The 20,664-nt window shown below is 35.3% G+C and carries 19 protein-coding genes; 14 read left to right on the top strand and 5 right to left on the bottom strand.

All coding sequences use genetic code 11. From position 1 onward, the window contains the following. The coding region (locus AB1630_03630) for a hypothetical protein (GenBank protein ID MEW6102900.1) at positions 1 to 442 on the bottom strand (442 nt) is incomplete at its 3' end. 474 nt (positions 443 to 916) lie between these two features. Continuing rightward, a complete protein-coding gene (locus AB1630_03625; protein MEW6102899.1) occupies positions 917 to 1,489 on the bottom strand; it encodes a tetratricopeptide repeat protein in 573 nt (190 codons plus the stop codon). A 66-nt stretch (positions 1,490 to 1,555) separates the two neighbouring features. Here AB1630_03625 and ribE point away from each other — a divergent pair, with 66 nt between their 5' ends. The 8 genes from ribE to AB1630_03585 are packed head-to-tail and all read left to right on the top strand — an operon-like array spanning position 1,556 to position 9,438. Next, complete coding sequence (gene ribE / locus AB1630_03620) at positions 1,556 to 2,017, top strand: 6,7-dimethyl-8-ribityllumazine synthase (GenBank protein MEW6102898.1); 462 nt, start codon at positions 1,556 to 1,558, stop codon at positions 2,015 to 2,017. Next, positions 2,014 to 2,406, top strand: coding sequence for a transcription antitermination factor NusB (gene nusB, locus AB1630_03615; protein MEW6102897.1), 393 nt, complete (start codon positions 2,014 to 2,016; stop codon positions 2,404 to 2,406). Before ribE ends, nusB begins: the two co-directional genes overlap by 4 nt. After that, positions 2,396 to 3,211, top strand: a complete 816-nt coding sequence (locus tag AB1630_03610; GenBank protein ID MEW6102896.1) for a PHP domain-containing protein — start codon at positions 2,396 to 2,398, stop codon at positions 3,209 to 3,211. Before nusB ends, AB1630_03610 begins: the two co-directional genes overlap by 11 nt. A 27-nt stretch (positions 3,212 to 3,238) precedes the next feature. Next, a complete protein-coding gene (locus AB1630_03605; protein MEW6102895.1) occupies positions 3,239 to 5,446 on the top strand; it encodes a tetratricopeptide repeat protein in 2,208 nt (735 codons plus the stop codon). After that, a complete protein-coding gene (locus AB1630_03600) occupies positions 5,443 to 7,137 on the top strand; it encodes a PEGA domain-containing protein (protein MEW6102894.1) in 1,695 nt (564 codons plus the stop codon). The genes AB1630_03605 and AB1630_03600 overlap by 4 nt, the downstream gene beginning before the upstream one ends. Before the next feature lie 18 nt (positions 7,138 to 7,155). Next, complete coding sequence (locus tag AB1630_03595) at positions 7,156 to 7,335, top strand: hypothetical protein (GenBank protein ID MEW6102893.1); 180 nt, start codon at positions 7,156 to 7,158, stop codon at positions 7,333 to 7,335. Beyond that, positions 7,295 to 7,744, top strand: a complete 450-nt coding sequence (locus tag AB1630_03590) for a nucleotidyltransferase (protein MEW6102892.1) — start codon at positions 7,295 to 7,297, stop codon at positions 7,742 to 7,744. Before AB1630_03595 ends, AB1630_03590 begins: the two co-directional genes overlap by 41 nt. Then, positions 7,741 to 9,438 carry an ATPase, T2SS/T4P/T4SS family gene (locus AB1630_03585; GenBank protein ID MEW6102891.1) on the top strand — a complete coding sequence of 566 codons (1,698 nt, stop codon included), beginning with the start codon at positions 7,741 to 7,743 and terminating at the stop codon, positions 9,436 to 9,438. Before AB1630_03590 ends, AB1630_03585 begins: the two co-directional genes overlap by 4 nt. A 3-nt stretch (positions 9,439 to 9,441) precedes the next feature. Here the strand turns inward: AB1630_03585 and AB1630_03580 are convergent, their stop codons facing one another. The 3 genes from AB1630_03580 to AB1630_03570 are packed head-to-tail and all read right to left on the bottom strand — an operon-like array spanning position 9,442 to position 14,514. Beyond that, positions 9,442 to 12,624, bottom strand: a complete 3,183-nt coding sequence (locus AB1630_03580) for a GAF domain-containing protein (GenBank protein ID MEW6102890.1) — start codon at positions 12,622 to 12,624, stop codon at positions 9,442 to 9,444. A gap of 26 nt (positions 12,625 to 12,650) precedes the next feature. Further along, positions 12,651 to 13,133 carry a M23 family metallopeptidase gene (locus AB1630_03575; protein MEW6102889.1) on the bottom strand — a complete coding sequence of 161 codons (483 nt, stop codon included), beginning with the start codon at positions 13,131 to 13,133 and terminating at the stop codon, positions 12,651 to 12,653. Between the two features lie 49 nt (positions 13,134 to 13,182). After that, positions 13,183 to 14,514 (bottom strand): TldD/PmbA family protein, encoded by a 1,332-nt coding sequence (locus tag AB1630_03570; GenBank protein ID MEW6102888.1) that lies wholly within the window; start codon positions 14,512 to 14,514, stop codon positions 13,183 to 13,185. An 81-nt stretch (positions 14,515 to 14,595) separates the two neighbouring features. On the opposite strand from AB1630_03570, the gene asnB reads away from it, so the two are divergent. From asnB to AB1630_03540, 6 genes are all read left to right on the top strand, one after another. Further along, positions 14,596 to 16,527: an asparagine synthase (glutamine-hydrolyzing) gene (gene asnB, locus AB1630_03565; GenBank protein ID MEW6102887.1), complete on the top strand. Its 1,932-nt coding sequence runs from the start codon at positions 14,596 to 14,598 to the stop codon at positions 16,525 to 16,527. Continuing rightward, the gene (locus AB1630_03560) at positions 16,527 to 17,756 is read left to right on the top strand and encodes a glycosyltransferase family 39 protein (protein MEW6102886.1); all 1,230 of its coding nucleotides are present in this window, start codon (positions 16,527 to 16,529) and stop codon (positions 17,754 to 17,756) included. The genes asnB and AB1630_03560 overlap by 1 nt, the downstream gene beginning before the upstream one ends. Beyond that, a complete protein-coding gene (locus tag AB1630_03555) occupies positions 17,744 to 18,874 on the top strand; it encodes a glycosyltransferase family 4 protein (protein ID MEW6102885.1) in 1,131 nt (376 codons plus the stop codon). Before AB1630_03560 ends, AB1630_03555 begins: the two co-directional genes overlap by 13 nt. Continuing rightward, positions 18,867 to 19,616 carry a class I SAM-dependent methyltransferase gene (locus AB1630_03550; protein MEW6102884.1) on the top strand — a complete coding sequence of 250 codons (750 nt, stop codon included), beginning with the start codon at positions 18,867 to 18,869 and terminating at the stop codon, positions 19,614 to 19,616. The genes AB1630_03555 and AB1630_03550 overlap by 8 nt, the downstream gene beginning before the upstream one ends. A 22-nt stretch (positions 19,617 to 19,638) precedes the next feature. Beyond that, the gene (locus AB1630_03545; protein MEW6102883.1) at positions 19,639 to 20,451 is read left to right on the top strand and encodes a class I SAM-dependent methyltransferase; all 813 of its coding nucleotides are present in this window, start codon (positions 19,639 to 19,641) and stop codon (positions 20,449 to 20,451) included. A gap of 33 nt (positions 20,452 to 20,484) precedes the next feature. Beyond that, on the top strand, positions 20,485 to 20,664 hold a 180-nt coding region (locus tag AB1630_03540; protein ID MEW6102882.1), incomplete at its 3' end, for an IS481 family transposase.

The raw sequence follows: 20,664 nt of genomic DNA, 5'->3' as shown, positions 1-20,664 counted from the left end.
CCGCAGTTAAAGCTGTTGGGGCAGCAAACCTAAACCAGCAATGCCTTTCACTATTATTGGAAACAGATACGCCATTTTCACCTCCGGCAAATCTTGATACAGTTGATGCTTGCGAGCTTGTGGTCAGGTTGTCATCTGAACCAAAATCGTTATTTGCTGGTTGGGTGGAATTAAAGATAGCGTAAAGGCTAAACTGGTTTATTCCTGGGGCATTTTGCAGTGTCCAGTTTGCTGTGTTTGCCCCAGAAAGCCAGAATGTTTCTGGTGCATTTCCATCATTCTTTACTGTGTTTGAGCCTGTAGAGGTAACCGTGCTGTTTGTATCCACTATCCCAAAGCTATATGTGTCAGGGGATATGCTAATGGAAAGGTATCTACAGGTAACTGTAAGTGTGATTGTCCCAAACGATGCACACTGAGCTATTGCGGGAGCAAGTGCCATTAAAGCAACCAATCCTAGCTTCTTCCTCTTTTCTCACCTCCTTTATTTATAAATTTTTCATTCTTATAAAATTATAGGTATGTGTTTAGCTTTAATGGAACAAATGAAATCCGAAATTCGAAATCCGAAATCTTAAAACAAATTCAAATGACTAAAATTGAAAATTCAAAACAATATAATTTAGAGGATGGAAAACAAGTAATACGTTCCTCTGGAATGAGGAAATCGCAGTAAAAATGTTTAGAATTTTGAATTTAGATATTATTTCATGCTTCGTGCTTCGGATTTCGTGCTTAATTCAGATATTGTTTCGTGCTTCGGATTTTTAAAATTTATGTACGTGTTTAGCTTCGCTAAACAATTTACAATTAAACAAAGCGATTTCTGGCTCTTTAGCATAAAGGAAGCTCAACACATATTTGTTTTTTAAATTCTGTCTTTTAGACAATGTGAAGAGCCAAAAAAATTATATATTTATTTCTTCTTTACTTTTTTTATTAGCCTTGCAAGCTTTTTTTCCTCCTTCTTTGCCCATTTTGCATCGGGATTCTTTGCGATTATCCTCTTTATTCCCTCTTCAGAAAGAGGTCCCCATTCTGTAAAATAGTATTTTTTTATTGTCTCCTCATAATACTCAATTGCCTTAAGGTAATCCCTTTGTTCCTCAAAACAAAGCCCTATTTTATAATTTGCCTCGGGAATAAAGGAAGACTCCCTCTCTTTAACAAAAGGACGAAAAAGAACAAATGGTTTGCTAAATTTAGAAATAAGCCTCTTGTAAGACTTTATAGCCTCAGGCCATTGCAAAAGGAGCCTGTAGCATTCTGCTATCTGGTAATATGCCTCATCGCAAAAATATGTATTCCTATAGTAATCAAGAAACCTTTGAAATTCATTTATAGCATTTGCATATTCCCCTTTTTCTTTAAAAGCTAATCCCCTTTCATATAGATTAACAGCCCTTTGATTTTCCTTATATGAATATGAGGAAATATATTGGTTTGTTGCACACCCAGATATTAAAATAAGAAAAATAAAAATTTTCACAATTAGCATTTTACAATAAAATGGTTTTATTTGACAAGATGTTTTTTGATATGTTAGTATTTTTTTATGAAGGTATATGAAGGAAAGCTGATTGGAGAAGGTATTAAGGTAGGGATTGTCATCTCAAGGTTTAATGAATTCATTGCAAATATGCTAAAAGAGGGCTGTTTGGATACCCTAAAGAGGCAGGGTGTAGAAGATGAGAATATTTCTCTTTTTTATGTTCCTGGTTCATTTGAAATTCCATACATTGCTTCAAACCTTGCAAGGGCAAAGAAATTTGATGTCATTATTGGCCTTGGTGTGATAATAAGGGGTGATACACCACATTTTGATTATATTGCCTCTGAAGTTGCAAAGGGAATAGCAAACATTTCACTAGAAACAGGGATTCCTGTAATTTTTGGGGTTATAACAGCTGATACCATTGAACAGGCAATTGAGAGGGCAGGAGGAAAATCTGGAAATAAGGGAAGGAATGCTGCAATTTCAGCCATTGAAATGGTAAATCTCCTAAAGGCAATTTGAGAAAAAGAACAAAGGCAAGAATATCTGCACTTGAACTCCTTTACTGGCTTGAAATAACAAAGGAAACACAAGAGGATAAATTCTTTTTATTATATCCAGAAAAAAGGGATGATTTTTCATTAAGCCTTGTCTTGGGAGTGAAAAAAAATGAAAAGGTAATTGATAAAATAATAAGAGACCATCTTGAGAATTGGAAAATAGAGCGTCTTGCCCTAATTGACCATAAAATCCTCCAAATTGCTATCTATGAGCTTTTATTTTCCAAAGATGCCCCTTCATCTGTGGTAATTGATGAGGCAATTGAGATTTCAAAGATGTATAGCACAGTAGATTCCTATAGGATAATAAATGGAATTTTGGATAAAATAAATAAAGAAAATGCCATCTGACCTTCATATTCATACTGTCTATTCTGATGGTAGCTTTACACCAAAGGAAATAATTAAATATGCTGATAATTTAGGGCTTTTTTATATTAGCATTACAGACCATGATATATTGGATAGCTATTTTGAAATAGAAAATATAGAATCCAAGGTAGAGATAATCCCGGGGATTGAGATTGGATGTGAGGCTTGTGGAAATATTGAAGAAATTCATATCCTTGGGTATTTTATAGATATAGAAGACCAAAGGCTTAAGGATTTTCTTACACCAATAAGGGAGGGAAGAGAAAGGAGGGTAGAAAAGATTGTAAAAAAGCTTCAGGGAGCAGGGATAAATATAGATTATGAAGATGTAAAAAGGGTATCTGGTCCAGGTGCTATAGGAAGGCTTCACATTGCAAGGGTTTTATTTGATAAGGGCTTTTCTTCTTCTGTCCTTTCTTGTTTTGAGAAATATCTTTCCTTTGGAAAATGTGGCTTTGTTGAGAGGGAAAACCTTCCAAAACCAGAGAAGGCAATTGAGGTAATAAAAGCATCGGGTGGGATTCCTGTCCTTGCCCATCCCTATGATACAATAGGATTATTACCAAGCCTTATAAAGGCTGGAATTATGGGGGTTGAGGCTGTCCATCCAAAGATTGACCCTAATCTTTCCAAGCTCTTAAGAAGAAAGGCATTTGAATATGGGCTATTTGTAACAGGTGGTTCTGATTGCCATGGAAAGATGAAAGGAGAGGATGTATTTCTTGGAAAATGGACGATTGATGATTTGGATGTTGAGAGGATTTTATTAAAATTCTTGACTTAAAAGGAATTTCCTATTATATTAAATACAATGAAAAGGGTTATTTTTCTTTTTTTCCTTTTTGGATGTATATTAAGAGCCGAAGACATCATAAAAAAGGCAGATGAAAGCTTTAATGATGGAAATTTTGAGCAAGCTTTAGGGTTATATAAAGAATATCTTTTATATCAACCCCAAGGAGAATTTAGCCCATATGCTCAATATAGAATAGGAGAGGGGTTATTTAAATTAGAAAAATATGATAGCGCAGAAAAGAGCTTTAAAAATGTAATTTCCCTATATCCACAATCAGAAGATGTGAAACCATCCCTTTCAAGGCTTTCTGATTGTTATCTTAAGCTAAACAAAAAAAATGAAGCAATTGATGTATTAAAAAGGCTTGCAAGTGAATATCCAGGAACAAAGGAGGCAGAATATGCCACTTCCATTCTTAACGAACTCTTGCCGAAAAAGCCAACAAAAATAGAAACAGAAAGAATAAAAAATGCAAAGGAGCTTTTTGAAAAAGGCTCATATACAGGCGCCTATGACCAATTTCTAAGCTTTGTAAGCGAATATCCATATTCTACCTATACACCTTATGCAAGGTTTAAAATAGCAGAAAGCCTTTATTATCAGGAGAAATATAATGATGCCATAAAAAGTTATAATGAATTTCTTAACCTTCATCCAGATGCAGGATATGCTCCTTATGCAGAATATAGCCTTTCCTGGTCTTATTTTAAAACAGAAGATTATAATAATGCATCAAAGACAATAACAGCCTTTTTAGAAAAGAATAAGGATTCAAAATACTATGATTCTGGATTAAGGCTAAAAGAAGAAATTTCAAAGAAGATAAGCGAAAAAGAAATGGGGGAATTATTTAGCTCTGCAAAGGAGAATTTACAAAAGAAAGACCTGGAAAAGGCAAAGGCAAGCCTTGAGAAGCTCCTTGAAAAATATCCAGATTGTAAGTATAAAAAAGAGGCAAATAACCTTTTATCCGAAATAAATGAAAAGTTAGCGAAAGAAAGCACAGGAAAGATAAAGGAGCTTTATGACAATGGAGTAGAAAATCTTAAAAATGGAAAATACGATGAGGCTATTGAGTGTTTTCAAAGGCTTATAAGGGATTTTCCTGAAACAGAATACACAAATCTAGCAAAAGAGGGCATAATAAAGGCGAATAAAGAAAAATGCGAAGAAGAAGCAAGTTTAAAATACAATGAAGGGCTAAAACTTAAGGACGAAGGAAAAGAGAATGAGGCAAGAATAAAATTTCAAGAGGTAATTTCTTCTTATCCAACAACAAATTATGCAAAGATGTCTCAAGAAAAACTAGATGAACTAGCAAGCAAAAAGGAGGAAAAAGATGCAGAAAGCCTTTATAAACAAGCAATTCAATCATTAAATGAGAAAAATTATTCAAATGCTTTAGAGATTTTTCAAAAAATATGCCTTTTATATCCAAATTCTATTTACAGAGACCTTTCACAGGAACGAATAAAGAAAATAAAAGATGAAATGGCAGAAGAAAGACAAAAGGCGCAATTTGATATTGCCTTTAAATACTATGAGCTTGGAGAATATAAGGAATGTGCAAGGATTTTGCAAAATATTATTTCAATCTGGCCTTCTGGTGTCTACACAGAAAAGGCAAAAAATATCCTTTCTGAAATCTCTGACAAGCTTAACGAAGAGGATGCAGAAAGCCTTTTTAAAATGGCACAGAGCTATTATGAGAATAATGAATATGACAAGGCTTTTAGCACATTTAAAAAGATAGTTGAGCTATATCCCCAATCAAGCTATGCAAAAGCAGGGCTTCTTGCAATGGGAAGGCTTAATGAAAGAATAGCTAATGAAAAAGCAAAAAAGATTTATGATGTAGGAAAAAGCCTTTTATTCCAAAAAAAATATGATGAGGCAGGGGAGAAGTTTGATAATGTCCTCTCTTTATATCCTACATCATATTGGGCAGCCTATGCTCAATATTCAAAGGGAGAGGTTTATTTTGAGATGAAGGATTATCAAAATGCAATATTAAATTGGCAAGGATTAGAGGAAAAATTCCCTGAATCAAACCTTGTTCCAGATGCACTATACCACATTGCAGGTGCTTATAGCCTATTGAATATGAAGGAGGATTCAGTTAAAACATACAAAAGGCTTCTTTTGGAATACCCAGAATCCATATATTCAAAGGGTCAATTAAGGGTTTTAATTACAGAAAAGATAAAGGAGATGGAGAAATGAATTACAGATTTCGGATTTCGGATTTCGGATTTGGAATTTTTTACAAACTTTGTGCCTTTGTTCCTTTGTTCCTTTGTGCCTTTAGTCTGTGTCTCTCCTCCATAGCATATTCAAAGACAATAGCATTTCTTGATTTTGAGGATAAAACATTAACAGGAAAGGGAAAGGAAGAGCTTAATTTGATTATTTCTTCTTTATTTCCATCAGATAGATTTACCCTAATCCCAAGAGAAAAGGTAAGTAGGATTCTTACACCAGCAATACAAAAAGAGATTGGCGTAATTACCCCTGAGATGGCATGGACAATTGGTGAGCTTTTGGAATGTGATGTAATAGTCATTGGCTCTATAGAGGATTCCCTTAGCCAAAGGTTTGTTAGATTTTCATTTATACCTACAAGCAGGAAGGATGACCCATATTTAAAAGAATGGCTTCTTGACCTATTCCTTTCTAATTTTGGTGTTAATACAAAGATTGAAAGGATTATTTCCCAATCAGAGATTGCTATTCCTCTGGGTAAAGAGGATGGAATAAAGATAGGCGATAAATTTGATTGTTTAAAAGATGGGATAAAAATAGCAAGTGGTGAGATTACATCCGTTGAACCTCGCAGGTCTTTTCTTTCTATTTCATCCTCAAAGGAAAAAATATCTCTATTTAACCTTGTAAGAAAAAGTAGCTTTGAGGTAAATAAAACAAAGGAGTTTCTCCTTATAAATACAAAGCCAAAGGCAAGTATATCTTGGAAGGGAAAAGAAATAGGAAAAAGTCCTATTATTATCAACGACAAAATAGAGGGAGACCTCCTTGTTTCAAAGGATGGCTTTGAGGATTTAAAGCTTGAAATAGAAAATAAGAGCAATCCCTATTCTTCCCTTGAGCTTTGTCTATATCTTACAACATTAAAGAAGGCAGAGAAAAGACCATTATCACTTACTGTTTCATCAATTCCTAATAATTGCGAGGTCTTTCTTGATGGAAAACTTGCTGGTCTTACGCCTCTCTTTATCCCAAACATGGAAGAAAAAGTCTATGAGGTTGTTGTAAAAAAAGAGGGGTTTGAAAGCCAAACACAAAAGGTTTTAATAAAGAAAGAAGAAGAGATAAGGGTTAATCTTTATCCTTTATCTTTACCGAAGGAACCTTCTATTCCACCAAAGGAAAGAGAATATTTAAGAGAAATAGTTTCTCTTCCAACATCTCATTGTTTAAAGGGAGGAGAGCTTGAATTTGGACTTACATATCCAGATATTTTTCTTTTAAAGGTAGGCATTCCCTCAAGCCTTAAAACAGAGATAAGCCTTTTTGGGATGGGTGCTAGCTTAAAGCTAGGCTATACTGATTGGCTTGGAATTTCTCTGTATTATAGGTCTTATGATATGGAGAAGAAAGAAAAGCAAAAAGATAGGGGATTTTGGTTTATATCAAGCCTTCCATCCAGATTTTTTAACATCCATCTTGGCTTGGGCCATTTATGGAAAGAAAGCTCTAATTGCGGGCAATATTTTGTTGGGATAGATATGCCAATAAAGAATTTTAGTTTATTGGCTGAATATGAAAAAAATGGGTTTGCTTTTGGTATTATGAAGCCATTAAAATTCTTTGATATAAAGCTTGGGATTGGAGAGCAGAATGATGAAACAAGATATAATCTTGGAATATACATTAAAAGAAATCGGAATTCGGAATAGATGGGATAGACTTAAAAAATGATACTAAAATTGGATAAGGATAATCCAGAGAAAGAAAGAGAGTATGAAATTTCGTGGCTTTTTTCTTTAACTCTAAATGAAAGGTTTGAGCTAATGTTTAAGAAAAGGGATGAGACAATCAGGCTTTTGGAGGCAAATGGACACAGAAGGGCTTTTGAAATTGTTAAAAGAAAATAGGGTTGATTTTGTGATAATAGGTGCAACCTGTTTTCCTGTATATGGCTATGTAAGGACAACATTGGATATTGATATCTTTATAAGACCAGAAAGACAAAATGCAGAAAGGACACTCAAGGCTTTAAAGGAATTTGGCTATGATATTACTGATGTTTCAATAGAAGATTTGTTGAATAAAAAGGTATTAATAAGGCAATATGTGGTGGAGACAGACATTCATCCATTTGTGAAGGGAATAACCTTTGAGAGAGTTTGGAAGAACAAGAAAGAAGCACCTTTTGGAGAAACAATGGTATTCTTTTCCTCATTGGATGATCTTATTAAGATGAAGAAGGCTGCAGGAAGGCCGCAGGATTTAGAGGATATTAAATATCTAATAACATTGAAGGAAAAACAAAGAAAGAAATGACCATAAGAGACAAAAGAAAATTAGGTGATATGCTTGTTAAGGCAAATATTATAACACAAGAGCAACTTTTGAAAGCCCTTGATGAGCAGAGAAGGACAAAGGAGAGGCTTGGAAAGACCCTATCAAGGCTTGGCTTTGCAACTGAAGAAACAATCCTTAATTTTCTAGGCTCTCAAATGGGTATAGCATATATAGACCTAGAAAATATAGAGATTGAAAGATTTGGAAAGGTCTTAAGGAATGATGTATTAGAGCCAATTGTTAGAAAGCACCTGGCAATTCCAATTTCTCTAACTGATGATGTTTTAACCATTGCTATGGCAGACCCATTAGATGTATTTGCTATTGATGACATAAGAAAGGTTACAGGCTGTAAGATAAGGGCTGTTGTCTCTTCTGAAGAAAAGATAAAGGCTGCAATAGACAAATGTTATAAAAAAACAGAGACAATGGAGGACATCCTTGCTGATGTTGATGTTAAAGCTGTTGAGGTTTTGAGGGAGGAAGAGGCTGTTGACCTTGAAAAGATAAAGGAAGAGGGCGAAGCTGTTGGAATAATCAGGCTTGTCAACCATTTACTCTCTGAAGCTGTTGAAAGGGGTGCATCTGATATACACATTGAGCCATATGAGGAGGATTTAAGGATAAGGTATAGGATTGACGGTGTCCTTCATGAAGCATTTTCTCCACCAAAGAGCCTTTGCAGGGCTATTATCTCAAGGTTTAAGATAATCTCTGGGCTAAATATTGCAGAGAGGCGTCTTCCCCAGGATGGAAGGTGCTCTATAAGGTTAAAAGCTAGGGAAGCAGATATGAGGGTTTCTATTGTCCCAACATCACATGGAGAAAAGGTTGTAGCAAGAATCCTTGACCCAACATCTATGGCTGTTGACCTTGTAAAATTAGGGTTTAATAAAGATATGCTTTCTCTCTATGAAAAAAAGATAAAAGAGCCGCATGGCATAATCCTTATAACAGGACCAACAGGCTGTGGAAAAACAACAACCCTTTATTCAACCCTTAGAACAATCAATTCCCCTGACAAAAATATTATGACCGTTGAGGATCCTGTTGAGTATAAAATGAGGGGTCTTAATCAAACACAGGCAAGACCTGATATTGGACTTGATTTTCCAACAACCCTTCGCTCATTCTTAAGGCAGGACCCTGATATTTTATTTGTTGGCGAAATAAGGGATAAGGAAACAGCAGAGGTTGCCATAAATGCCGCCCTAACAGGACATCTTGTATTCTCTACCTTACATACAAATGATTCTGTTGGAGCAATAACAAGGCTTCAAAATATGGGTGTTGAGCCATTTCTCATTGCCTCAACCCTCATCTTATCTGTTGCCCAGAGGCTTATTAGAAAGATATGCCTAGAATGTAGAATTCCTTATAAGCCAAAGGAAAGCTTTCTTAAATTCTTTGATATTTCTCCTGACACACCCCTTTGGAGGGGAGAGGGATGTAAGAAATGTAGTCAAATAGGCTACAAGGGAAGGATTGCCATATATGAATTACTTGATATAGACCATGAGATTCAAGAGCTTATTACAGAAAGAGAACCTGCTTCCAGAATAACAGAGCTTGCTATGGAAAAAGGGCTTGTTACATTAAAGGATGCAGCTAAAGAAAAGGTTTTGGAAGGAATAACAACAATAGAGGAAGGGATAAAGGTTGTAGCAGGGTAAGTGTTATTCTTTCAAACAGGAATTTATAAATATAGAAACAAGCTCAGGGTCAAAGAAAGAACCAGATTTTTCTTTTAAAAATGCAGACCCTTCTTCTTTTGTCTTGCCTTGTTTTAAAAGATGGGAAAAATTATCAACAATAGCAATTATTCTTGAGCCAATAGGAATATCCTCACCAGAGATGCCATCCGGGTATCCTGTGCCATCGTAGTTTTCATGATGGTGATATATAAGCTTGATAATGGGCTTAAATCCTGCATGGGAACGCAACATCTGAACGCTGATAAGGGAATGCTGTTTTATCCTTTCAGCCTCTTCTGGGTTAAGAAAATGCTCATCCTTTAGAAGGATTTCTTCTGGAATACCAATCTTTCCAATATCAATAAGAGAGGATGCTTCAGCTATTCTTTTTACCTCATCTTCTGCTAACCCCTTATTTTTTGCCAGCTTCTCTGCATATCTTGAAACCATTTCTCCATAGCCCCTTGTCCTTGGGTCTCTTGCCTCTATAACCGCTGATAGGGTTTTGAATGTTTCTATTGTATGCCTTTCCAGGTTTAAGTATAACCTGATATTCTCAATAGCAATAGAGACCTGGGAGCTAAGTGTTGTAAGAAGGGCAGAATCATCCTCATCGTATTCTGTCTCTAGCAATTTCTCAGAAAAAGATAGAACACCTATTGCTTCATCCTTAACAATAATGGGGCAGGAAATGTATGATGAGGGTTTATACATCCTTTTATCCTCTTCCTTAATCCTCTTATCTCTTTTTATATCAGAAACAATAGTTACCTCCTTTTCTAATGCACAAACACCAGCTATTCCCCTTCCTAGGCTAAGACCTTCCTCCCTTTTTTTCTCTAGGTCTGTTAACCCAATCTCTCCTTTAAGAATAAGCTCCCTATCCTCTATAAGGTGAAACCATACCTTCTTTGAACGCATCACCCTTGATGCAAAGGATATAACCTTTAAGATAAGTTCGTCAAAATTGGGAGCAGAAGCAATTTCCTTTACCATTTGATTAACCGTTGAAAGCTCAAGGGCTTTCTTCTTTATATCAAGGAAAAGGTCTGCATTCTCAATAGCAATAGCCATTTGATTTGCAAAAACCAAACTTAAGCGGACATCATCCTTTGTAAAATATGGCTCCTTATTAAAAAATTCTATTACACCCAAAAGATTTTCTCCTGATATAACTGGAATGCCAAGGAGGGTTTTGCAATGTATTGTTCTAATTGGTGCAAACCTTGGGTCTTCCTCGCATTTATCAATTATTAAGGGCTTTTTATTCCCTCCTATCCATTTTACTGTATCATCACCTGTTTTAAGAATGCCTTCAAAATCCCTTTCATCCATTCTTCCCTTTCCCCTGGCAGATATAAGGGCATATCCTCCCTCTTTTGGCTCAAAAAACCAACCAAATTCACACTCTAATAACTCACACCCTATGTTAAGAGAAAGCCCAATTACTTCCTTTATATCCTTTCTTAACATCATCTCACCCGCTATCCTCTTTATCCCCAAAAGCTCTTTTATCCTTTTCTGAGAAAGGTCATAAAGAAGGGCTGTTTCTATTGCTAAACCAGCCTCATTCGCTAGTGTTGCAAGAAGGTTCATATCTGCCTTTTCAAATATGCCCTGACCCTTTCTATTGCTTAAAGAAAATACGCCTACAAGCCTATCCTTTGTTATCATTGGAACGCATAGGCTATCCTTTGTCCTCTCACGAACCCCGGAAAACCTCTCATCAACCACCCTTCCAAGAAGGATAAGGGGTTTTCTCTCCTTTGCTACCCATCCAGCTATAGAGCCATCACCAACATATTTCTTTGTAGTTCTTATGATTTCCTCTGAAAGACCAGAGGCTACCTTTATGGTTAATTCATTTGTTTTTTCATCAAGAAGCATAATAGAGCCATTATCACAGGAAAAAAGCTCGCATCCCTTTTTAAGGATAAGCTGTAAAACATTATTAAGCTCCTTTCCTTCAGCAAGTGTTCTGTTTATCTCATAAAGGGAAACAAGCCCAGCTGTTAGATTCTTAAGCTTGTAATACATCTTTGTCTGAGAAATGGCAATAGAGGCTTGAGTAGATATGCCTTCTAAAATATTAAGGTCAGCATCTGTAAATGGCTGATTTCCATTCTTGTTGAATAATGCCATAACACCGACATTTTTTTCCTGATAGACAAGAGGGATAAATAGGGAAGATATAACCTTTCTCTTTAAAGGATTTGTAAATTTTGGCTCTTTTGTCAAATCAGGGCAGCTTATAGGTTTTCTTAAGCTAAAGGCCTCTCCAAGTAAGCCCTCATCCATTTTGCACCTGACACCATAAACCATATCAACAAGGGGATAAACTGTAATACAAGAAAGCTCATTAACCCCTTCATCAAGAACCCAAACCTCGCTTTTCATTGCACCTGTTGCCCTAAATGCCTCTTTAAGAATAATGTTTAGCTGGTCTTCTAAGTCAAGAACCTCTTCCTTTAATGACTTATCAATCTTTGATAAAGCAACAAATGCCTGTTTTTCCTTTTTTAGGGCAAGGGAGGTTTCTTCGTATTGACTTGCATTAGAAATAGAAGATGCAGCATAGGAGGAAAGGGTAGTTAAAGCCTCTTTTTCTTCCTTCCCTATTTTATGCTTCTTTTTAAAATATAGCTCAAGAATTCCTATAATGTTTCCAGCAAGTATCAGGGGGATGCCAATAAAATATTTGTAATTTTCGCTCCATTTAGGCCTTTCCTTTGGAAGGGCTAGGGAAACAATATACTCTTTTTCTTTTACCATAATACCAAAGGTATTATCTGGTTTTCCTTGAATATTCAAGGAATACCTTATTTGTGGCATTCCCTCTGCTATCTGCTCAACAATACAGGCTTCTCCATTCTTTACAAGAAGAAGGCTAGATTCTGCTATCTCCTTAAAGACATCGGCTAGATTAAGGCTTGATGCTAAAGAAAGGCTCGCTTTTTGAAGGCAAAAAAGCCTCTCCTTTCTTTTTTTATTTTTTTTCCTTTCCTCTTGGACTATAAGGGTAGAGATAAGGAGAAAAGAGAGGATAGCATAAATAGTAGGGTGTATAGGAACATTGGTTTTGTAATTAAGAAATATTGTAACACCTATAAATCCAAGGACAAGTAGCCATATAAAAAAATCAAATATAAACCCTAATCTTTTCATATCTTAAAATTATTACATCAAATTCCCTATTTGTCAATAGGTAAGTAAAAAAGAGGGTCTTCTGCCTTTCCCTTATTCCTTATTTCAAAGTGAAGGTGAAATCCTGTTGCATTCCCTGTTTTTCCAACCAGGGCAATAACATCTCCCTGTTTTACCCTTTGGGAAACCGAGACAAGGTTCTTTTTGTTATGGGCATAGACCGTGGCAAAGCCATCCTTATGCAAAATAATAATAACATTTCCATAGGTTGGTCTAAAATCAGCATAAGATACAACGCCATCAGCCGATGCCTTAATCTTAGAACCCTCTTGTGCTTTTATGTCTATTCCATTATGAAATCCAGAATCCCTTTTTCCAAATTTAGAGGTTATTTCTCCCTTAAGAGGCCAGATAAATTCTATTTTTGAAGGAGGCCTTATCTTTTCTTCTTTCTTTGGAACTGTCCACTTAAATATTGTGCAACCAGAAATAAGAAGACAGAAGACAGGGAACAGAAGACAAAAAAACAAAAATCCGAAATTGCTTCGCCATACTTCGTATTCTGTAATTCGCAATCTTTTAAAACTCTGTTTTACCTGTAAAATTGAATCTATCTATTTTAATAGTAGGAACATAGCAGGAGGATGCAAATTCCATAATCATTCCCTCAGAGCAAAGTTGTCTTTCCTTTGAAACAAAAGATACATTTGACAAAGCATCAAGGATAGATTGGGTGAACCTCATATTCTTTACAGGATAGGAAATTCTTCCATTTTCAATAAAGAATGTTCCATCCCTTGTCATTCCTGTTATAATAGCTTTCATAGGCTCTATAACATTTGTATAGTGAAACCTTGTAATAAGAAGCCCCTTTTTTGTATTTTTTACCATCTCCTCCTTACTTCCTTTTCCACTTGCCATAAATAGGTTAAGAGGAATAGGTCCTGCTGTATTTGGCTGTGGAAGGGAATGTCCTGTAGATAAGGTTTTTTCTCTATTTGCTGTATATTGGTCATAGCAGATATTCTTTGCAATTCCGTTTTCAATAAATACAACCTTTTGTTTAGAAACACCCTCAAAATCAAATGGCATACCTGTTCCCTGTGGATCTAGCCCATCATCCCAAATTGTAATATTCTCACCCATTATCTTTTTTCCAATATTTCCATACATAAAGCTCCTTTTCTCTTGAAAAGACAAAGCACCAAATCCAAGATAACCAAGAAATAGAAGCATATCAGAAACAGCAGGAGGCTCAAGGATAACGCTGTACTCACCTGGCTCTATCTCCTTTGGATTTATGGAAGATGTGGCTTTTTCAATCGCAGAATCTCCTAATTCTTGTGGATTTACATTATTTATATCCCTTGATATACAAGAAGCATAGCCAGATGAACCATCTTTTTCCATAACAATAACAAGGGATGCTGATGTAAGATGGGAAGATGCATCAACGCCGGATGAATTAGAAATAGAAATAGAAGCATTACCTGTTGAAAATGCACCAGATGAAACACAGCCCTTGCTTTCCCCTTTTTCTATTATTTCCTTTACAACGCCTGCCCTCCTTTCAGGAGAGCAAAAGGCTGTTTCTTTATAAAATGTAGGTATCTCTTTATAAAATGTAGGCTTTGGAAGGGCTAAATTTAAATCCTCTTTAGCAAATTTGGAAAGCTCAATTGCCCTATTGACAGCATCCTTTATTTTTTCATCACTTAAAATATTTGTTGAAACAGAACCTATCTTTTTATCCTTAATAACCCGTATCTTAAGATATTTGTCATTCTCATAGACATTTTGATGAATGGAAGAATTTGCAAATCTTGTCAAGCCAGAGCTATTTGAAACAAGAATAGCTTCTGTTTCATCAGCCTTTGAATAATTCAATACCTTTTCTAATGTTTTGTCCACTTTTTATATTATATAGCAAATCTTCTTAAATTGACAAACTATTTATTAAAAGTTTAAAATGCTAATAAAGATAAAAATTTAATGTGTGGAATTACAGGTCATATTAACCTTGGAAGAATTTACCCGACCACAAAGGAAGTAATAAAAAAAATGACAAATGTCCTTTATCATCGGGGTCCGGATGATAGTGGCTGCTTTTTTCAAATGGAGGATGGAAGGATATTGGAAGAAAAAGATACATTTGGCGATAATGATAAAGAAAAGCTACCAATTAAGGCTGCATTAGGCCATAGAAGGCTCTCTATCATTGACCTTTCTCCTTTAGGCCATCAGCCAATGTCAAATAAAAGAAAAAATGTTTGGGTGGTTTTTAACGGCGAGATATACAATTATAAAGAGCTTAAAGATGAATGCAAAGGATATGAATTTATATCAAATTCTGATACTGAGGCTATTTTAGCCTCCTATGAGAAATATCAAAGTGGGTTTATTGAAAGGCTTGATGGAATGTTTAGCCTTGCATTATGGGATAAAGAAAATGAAAGGCTTATTCTTGCTCGTGATCCTATGGGAAAAAAGCCACTTTATTATAGCGTTCAAGACCAAACCCTAATCTTTGCATCAGAGCTTAAATCCCTTATTCTTCATCCACTTATAAAAAGGGAGATTGATATGAAATCATTGAGAAAATACCTGTTTTATGGCTATATCCCTTCACCAAATTCAATATTTAAGGGCATAAAGAAGATTTTAGCAGGTCATTTTTTGGTATTTAGCAAAAATGGCATTGAAATAAAGCAATATTGGACACCAAGGTTTAGAGAGAAAAGAAAAACTATTTCTGAAAATGAGGCAATATCTGATTTAAAATCCCTTCTTGAGAATGCTGTTAAAAAAAGGCTCATCTCTGATGTTCCTTTGGGAATATTTTTAAGCGGAGGTATAGATTCATCTACAATTACATTCTTTGCAAGCAAATTGGTTCCGAGGATAAAGACTTTCTCCATTGGTTTTACAGAAAAGGGATATGATGAATTAGGCTATGCAAGAAATGTGGCAAAGTTTATAGAATCAGACCATTATGATGAGGTTCTTTCTATAGATAAGCTACTTGATATTATTCCAAAGATTCCAGAGATATTGGATGAGCCAATGGCAGACACATCCATAATTCCTACATACCTTTTATCTTTGATAACAAGAAAAAAGGTAACAGTAGCTTTAGGAGGGGATGGTGGAGATGAGCTTTTTGCTGGTTATCCAACATATCTTGGACATAGGGTTTTTGAATACTACAAAAAGATACCAAGCCTCTTTCGCAAAGGGATTGCAGAAATGGTTAATCTTCTGCCAACAAGGCTTGGTTATTATACATTTGATTATAAGGCAAAAAAGTTTATTAGTGGCGATGGCTTTCTAGGAGAAGTTAGGCATCAGCTTTGGTCTTCTTATTTTTTACCACAGGAAGTAGAGAGGCTTTTTGTAAATAAAGAAGAAGGGGATGTATTTGAAGATATTGAATTCTATTTAAAAGATTGCAATTCTTCTAATATGTTAGAAAGGATGCTATTTTTGGATATGAAGCTATATTTTCCTGAATCTATATTAGTTAAGGTAGACAGGGCAAGTATGGCACATTCATTAGAGGTAAGGGCACCATTTTTGGATAAAAAGCTAATGGATTTTATAAATTGCCTTCCCATCTCTTATAAGCTTCATAGCTTAACTGGAAAGTATTTATTAAAGAAGGTAATGAAAGGGTTGCTTCCTAATGAGATTCTGTATCGTAAAAAACAGGGGTTTAGTGTTCCTGTTGGAGAATGGATAAGGAAAGAGCTAAAGGGGCTTACCCAAGAACTTTTTGAAAAATCTAGGATTGACAAAGATGGAATATTTGCTTATAATTTTGTTAAACAATTATTAGATGAACATATTTCATTAAAAAAGAACAATTGGAAGCCAATATGGGCATTGCTTGTTTTTCAATTGTGGCATGAAAGGTATATAGAATAGTGGAGAAAAAACTAATTTTTAGCCTTTGCATTTTTGCATTGATTTTAAGACTAGGGTGGGCAATCCATCTAAAGGAGGCAGGGCTTGTGTTTTCTGATGCAGTTTCTTATGACCAATTGGGAATGAGCATTGCACATGGCAAAGGCTATGTAGATTCCGAAGAAAAGCCAACAGCTATGCGGTCTCCAATATATCCTATTTTTATTGGATGTATATACTGGCTATTTGGGGAACACAATCTATTTGTGGTAAGAATATTCCAGGCAATATTGGGAAGCTTTAGCTGTCTTCTTGTTTTTCTTATAGGAAAAAGGGTTTTTAACCCTCAAGTTGGTCTTATTGGTGCATTCCTGGCATCCTGGAATCCATATCTTATTTACTACACAGGACATATTCTTCAAGAAACCCTTTTTATATTTATGGCATTAGCTCTGATATACTTTCTTACAAAAATCAATGATGGAATAGTATTTATTGTCTTGTCTGGTATTTTTGCAGGGCTTTCTATTTTGACCAGAGAGGTATTTGTCTTTTATATTCCCTTCTTGTTTATAGGGTTCTTTTTTGTTACAAGGCTTAAAAAAATAGCCCTTTTCTTTTTGATTTTCGCTTTTGTCTGGAGTTTTTGGCTTATTAGAAATTACTTTACTTATGGAGGGGTTGTAACCAGGTCAGCAGGCGAAGCAGTAAGCAAAGGAGGAGGGATATGGATTTTGTTCTGGCAGGGAAATAACCCATATCTTGACAAAGGCGAGCTAGAAAAAGAGGGAAATTATATTAGTGTTGGCATAATAAATGAACTCTCTTTAGTTCCTTTAGAAAAAAGGGATGAATATGCAAAAAAGAAGGCATTAGAGCTTATCTTATCTGACCCTATAAGAACCTTAAAGGTTCATATCATAAAATTTGGGAGGTTCTGGAGGTTATATCCCCACAAGACAAAGCTTCTTAGTGAATTGACACAAAAATCAACCGATTGGGCTAAAATTGTAAGCCTTCTCTCTGATGGCTGGATTATTCCTTTAGGACTTATTGGATTTTTACTTGCCTTGCCTTTATGGCAGAAGCATTTATTTTTATCTTTATGGATATGGGGTATGTGTTTTGGCCATATCCTTTTTTATCCTATGATTCGCTATCGGCTTCCTGTTATGCCAATGGTTATGCTATTTACAGGGTATGCCATATTTAAAGGTTATGATTTTATCCAAAGAAGGTGCGGGTATTAGTAATCTGCCATGAGCATCCACCCCTGGGAGGAGGAGGGGGTTGGGCAGCCTCCCAGATTGCAATGAATCTAGTTAAATTGGAAAACAAGGTTGAATTTATTACCTCTCATTTCTCTGGATTAGAAAGAAAAGAGGTAATAAATGGTTATCTAATTCATCGGGTAAATATTGGAAGGAGGTCAAAGGATGGTTGTAGTGGTTTTGAATTATTAAAATTTATGTTTTTGGCAATTCCAAAAACACTTAGAATAATTAAGGATTTTCATCCAGATTTTATTATCGCCTTCTTTACCCTTCCTTCTGGATTTATTACCCTGTTAAGTAAATTTTGCTTTCGTATTCCATATATTGTATCATTACGAGGGGGGGATGTCCCTGGTTTTTTGCCAAATGAATTGGGTTTTTACCATAAGATTACCAAGCCTTTAATAAAGCTCATCTGGAAAAATAGTTCTTCAGTTATTGCTAATAGTATTGGATTGCAGGAATTAGCAAAAAAAACCTTGCCGAATGTTAAGGTTATCTATAATGGAGCAGACTTAGAATTCTTTAAACCAGACCTAACTCAAAGGAAAAATGGAAAGGTAAAAATACTCTTTGTTGGCAGATTGGTTTATCAGAAAAATCCAATATGGTTTATTCAAGCTATTCCGGAAATAGCTCAAAGAACTAACACTAGCTTTGAGATTGAGATTGTTGGGGATGGCCCATTAAGGTCATCAGTTGAAAGAGAGGTAAATAATTTAAATTTAAAAGGGATTGTAAAGATTAGTGGCTGGTTAAGAAAAGATGAGCTTTTAAAAAAATATCAAGCATCAGACATATTTGTTCTGCCCTCAATTGAAGAGGGGATGCCAAATGTTGTAATTGAAGCTATGGCGTGTGGATTACCCATTGTAGCTACAAATATCCCAGGAACTAATGAGTTGGTTAAAGATGGTTATAACGGGATATTGGTTGAGTTGAATGATAAAGATAAATGGATGGATACCCTGGTTGGCCTTATAGAAAACAGAAAAAAAAGAGAAGAGATGGGGCTAAAGTCTTTAGAACTAATTCAAAAATTCACTTGGCATGAAGTAACAAAGATGTATTTGGAGGAGATGCACAATGGATAAGCAACAAGAGACAAAAAGTTTTTACGATGAATATTGGCCAAAAAATATTCCAGATTATTCCAAGACAAAAGAGCATGTATTTTCTTTATTGCCACAGAGGGATTTTAAATTAGCTCTTGATGCAGGTTGTGGTACGGGAGTATGTTCTTTAGCCCTTTCTGAAAAGGCAGAAAAGGTGATGGGTGTTGATATAAGTGGAGAGTGTATAAATACAGCAAAAGAGCTGGCAAATAAGCTAAATAGGAATAATATTGAATTCAAAAAAGCCAGTTTGTTAGAACTTCCATTTAAAGATGAAACCTTTGATTTAGTCTTTAGCTGGGGCGTTATTCACCATACTGTTAATCCCATTAAAGCATTGGATGAATTAGTAAGGATTCTTCAAAAAGACGGCGTGCTAATATTGGCCGTCTATTTAAAAACAAACTTTACCTTTTTTCATGAAGCCATAAGAAAAATATGCCTTAGGCTTTCCCCACCTCTTAAAAATGCATTTATTAAATTTGTAACTAGTTTTGTTAAAATAGCAGAAAAATTTGGAAAAACCACCAAGGTTCGAGATGACACTTGGATAGAAGCTCAGGTTGAAGATTGGTTTTTCGTCCCAGAAAAGCATTTCTTTAAGATAGAAGAAATGAAAGTATTATTTGAAAAAAGGGGATTAAGCTTTGAATTGCTTTGTCCTCAAACGGGAAGATTTAAGAGTTCTTCAAATTTTATTGTAAGGGGAGTTAAAAAATAATCATTTAAGACAAAAGCTAAAAATGACAGTGAGCGACGAGATATTAGTTGAAATTAAGAGATGCTACCAAAGGGATTATAATGGGGTTAATAATCTGCCTTTAGATAAAATAGCAAATGATTTTGTCTCCAAAGTAAGGGCAGAGGAGCAAATTAGGGTTTTATCAAAGTATGTTGGGGATTTAAGAGGAAAGAAGATACTAGGTAGTGGTTTTGGGGCATTTGTTGTAGTGGCTAGAGAAAATGGATTAGAGGCTTTTGGATTAGAGCCTAACAAAACAGCCTATGAAATCTCTTTAGAATTGCTTAAATTCAATGGCTTTGAAGACAATATAATAAAATATGCAAGGGGTGAGGATATACCATATGAGGATGGAATGTTTGATATAGTGTATTCTTCGCAAGTACTAGAGCATGTTCGGGATCCAAAAAATGTTCTTAAAGAATCTATTAAGGTATTAAAAAAGGGTGGCTCTCTTCAGTTTGTGATCCCTAACTATGCCTCATTTTACGAGGGACATTATGGAATATTTTGGATTCCTTATTTACCAAAAGGATTGGCAAAGATATATATAAGGCTTTATGGAAGGAATCCTGCTTTGATAGATAACTTGCATTTTATAACCCCCTTCTATCTTAAAAGGATAATCAGCTCAATCAGTAATATTGAAGTCTTAAGTTGGGGAACCGAGCTCTTTGATGAAAGGATGAAAACCCTAAATTTTTCAGAATGGGGAGACTTAGGAAAGGTAAAGAAATGGTTGTATTTTTTAAAAAGGCTTGGCTTAATTGAAGCAGTAAGGGTTATTTCAAAAGTGCTTGGATTAAATTGTTGACTAACGATAGGTTAGGGTGTATAATCTTAACCTATGCAGATAAAATTACATAAGAATGCAACCACAACATTAGCGATAAGAAGGGTTATCAAAGAAAGCCCTCTTTCTGCTTATGCTCTTGCTAAGAAATATGGCCTTTCTCAGACTACAATTCACAGATGGAAAAATGCTCCTAACCTTGAAGATAAATCCTCTCGTCCTCATAAGCTTAAT

The organism is bacterium, assembly GCA_040753555.1.
GTDB lineage: Bacteria > UBA9089 > UBA9088 > UBA9088 > UBA9088 > JBFLYE01.
The sequence above is the reverse complement of the archived record's forward strand: the minus strand, read 5'-3'. Positions and strand labels throughout refer to the sequence as shown.

Excerpts from the sequence above, each read along its gene's own strand:
- ribE (MEW6102898.1), top strand. The coding sequence starts at position 1,556 with ATGAAGGTATATGAAGGAAAGCTGATTGGAGAAGGTATTAAGGTAGGG.
- AB1630_03610 (MEW6102896.1), top strand. The coding sequence starts at position 2,396 with ATGCCATCTGACCTTCATATTCATACTGTCTATTCTGATGGTAGCTTT.
- AB1630_03605 (MEW6102895.1), top strand. The coding sequence starts at position 3,239 with ATGAAAAGGGTTATTTTTCTTTTTTTCCTTTTTGGATGTATATTAAGA.
- AB1630_03580 (MEW6102890.1), bottom strand. The coding sequence starts at position 12,624 with ATGAAAAGATTAGGGTTTATATTTGATTTTTTTATATGGCTACTTGTC.
- AB1630_03600 (MEW6102894.1), top strand. The coding sequence starts at position 5,443 with ATGAATTACAGATTTCGGATTTCGGATTTCGGATTTGGAATTTTTTAC.
- asnB (MEW6102887.1), top strand. The coding sequence starts at position 14,596 with ATGTGTGGAATTACAGGTCATATTAACCTTGGAAGAATTTACCCGACC.
- AB1630_03595 (MEW6102893.1), top strand. The coding sequence starts at position 7,156 with ATGATACTAAAATTGGATAAGGATAATCCAGAGAAAGAAAGAGAGTAT.
- AB1630_03590 (MEW6102892.1), top strand. The coding sequence starts at position 7,295 with ATGGACACAGAAGGGCTTTTGAAATTGTTAAAAGAAAATAGGGTTGAT.
- AB1630_03545 (MEW6102883.1), top strand. The coding sequence starts at position 19,639 with ATGACAGTGAGCGACGAGATATTAGTTGAAATTAAGAGATGCTACCAA.
- AB1630_03550 (MEW6102884.1), top strand. The coding sequence starts at position 18,867 with ATGGATAAGCAACAAGAGACAAAAAGTTTTTACGATGAATATTGGCCA.
- AB1630_03585 (MEW6102891.1), top strand. The coding sequence starts at position 7,741 with ATGACCATAAGAGACAAAAGAAAATTAGGTGATATGCTTGTTAAGGCA.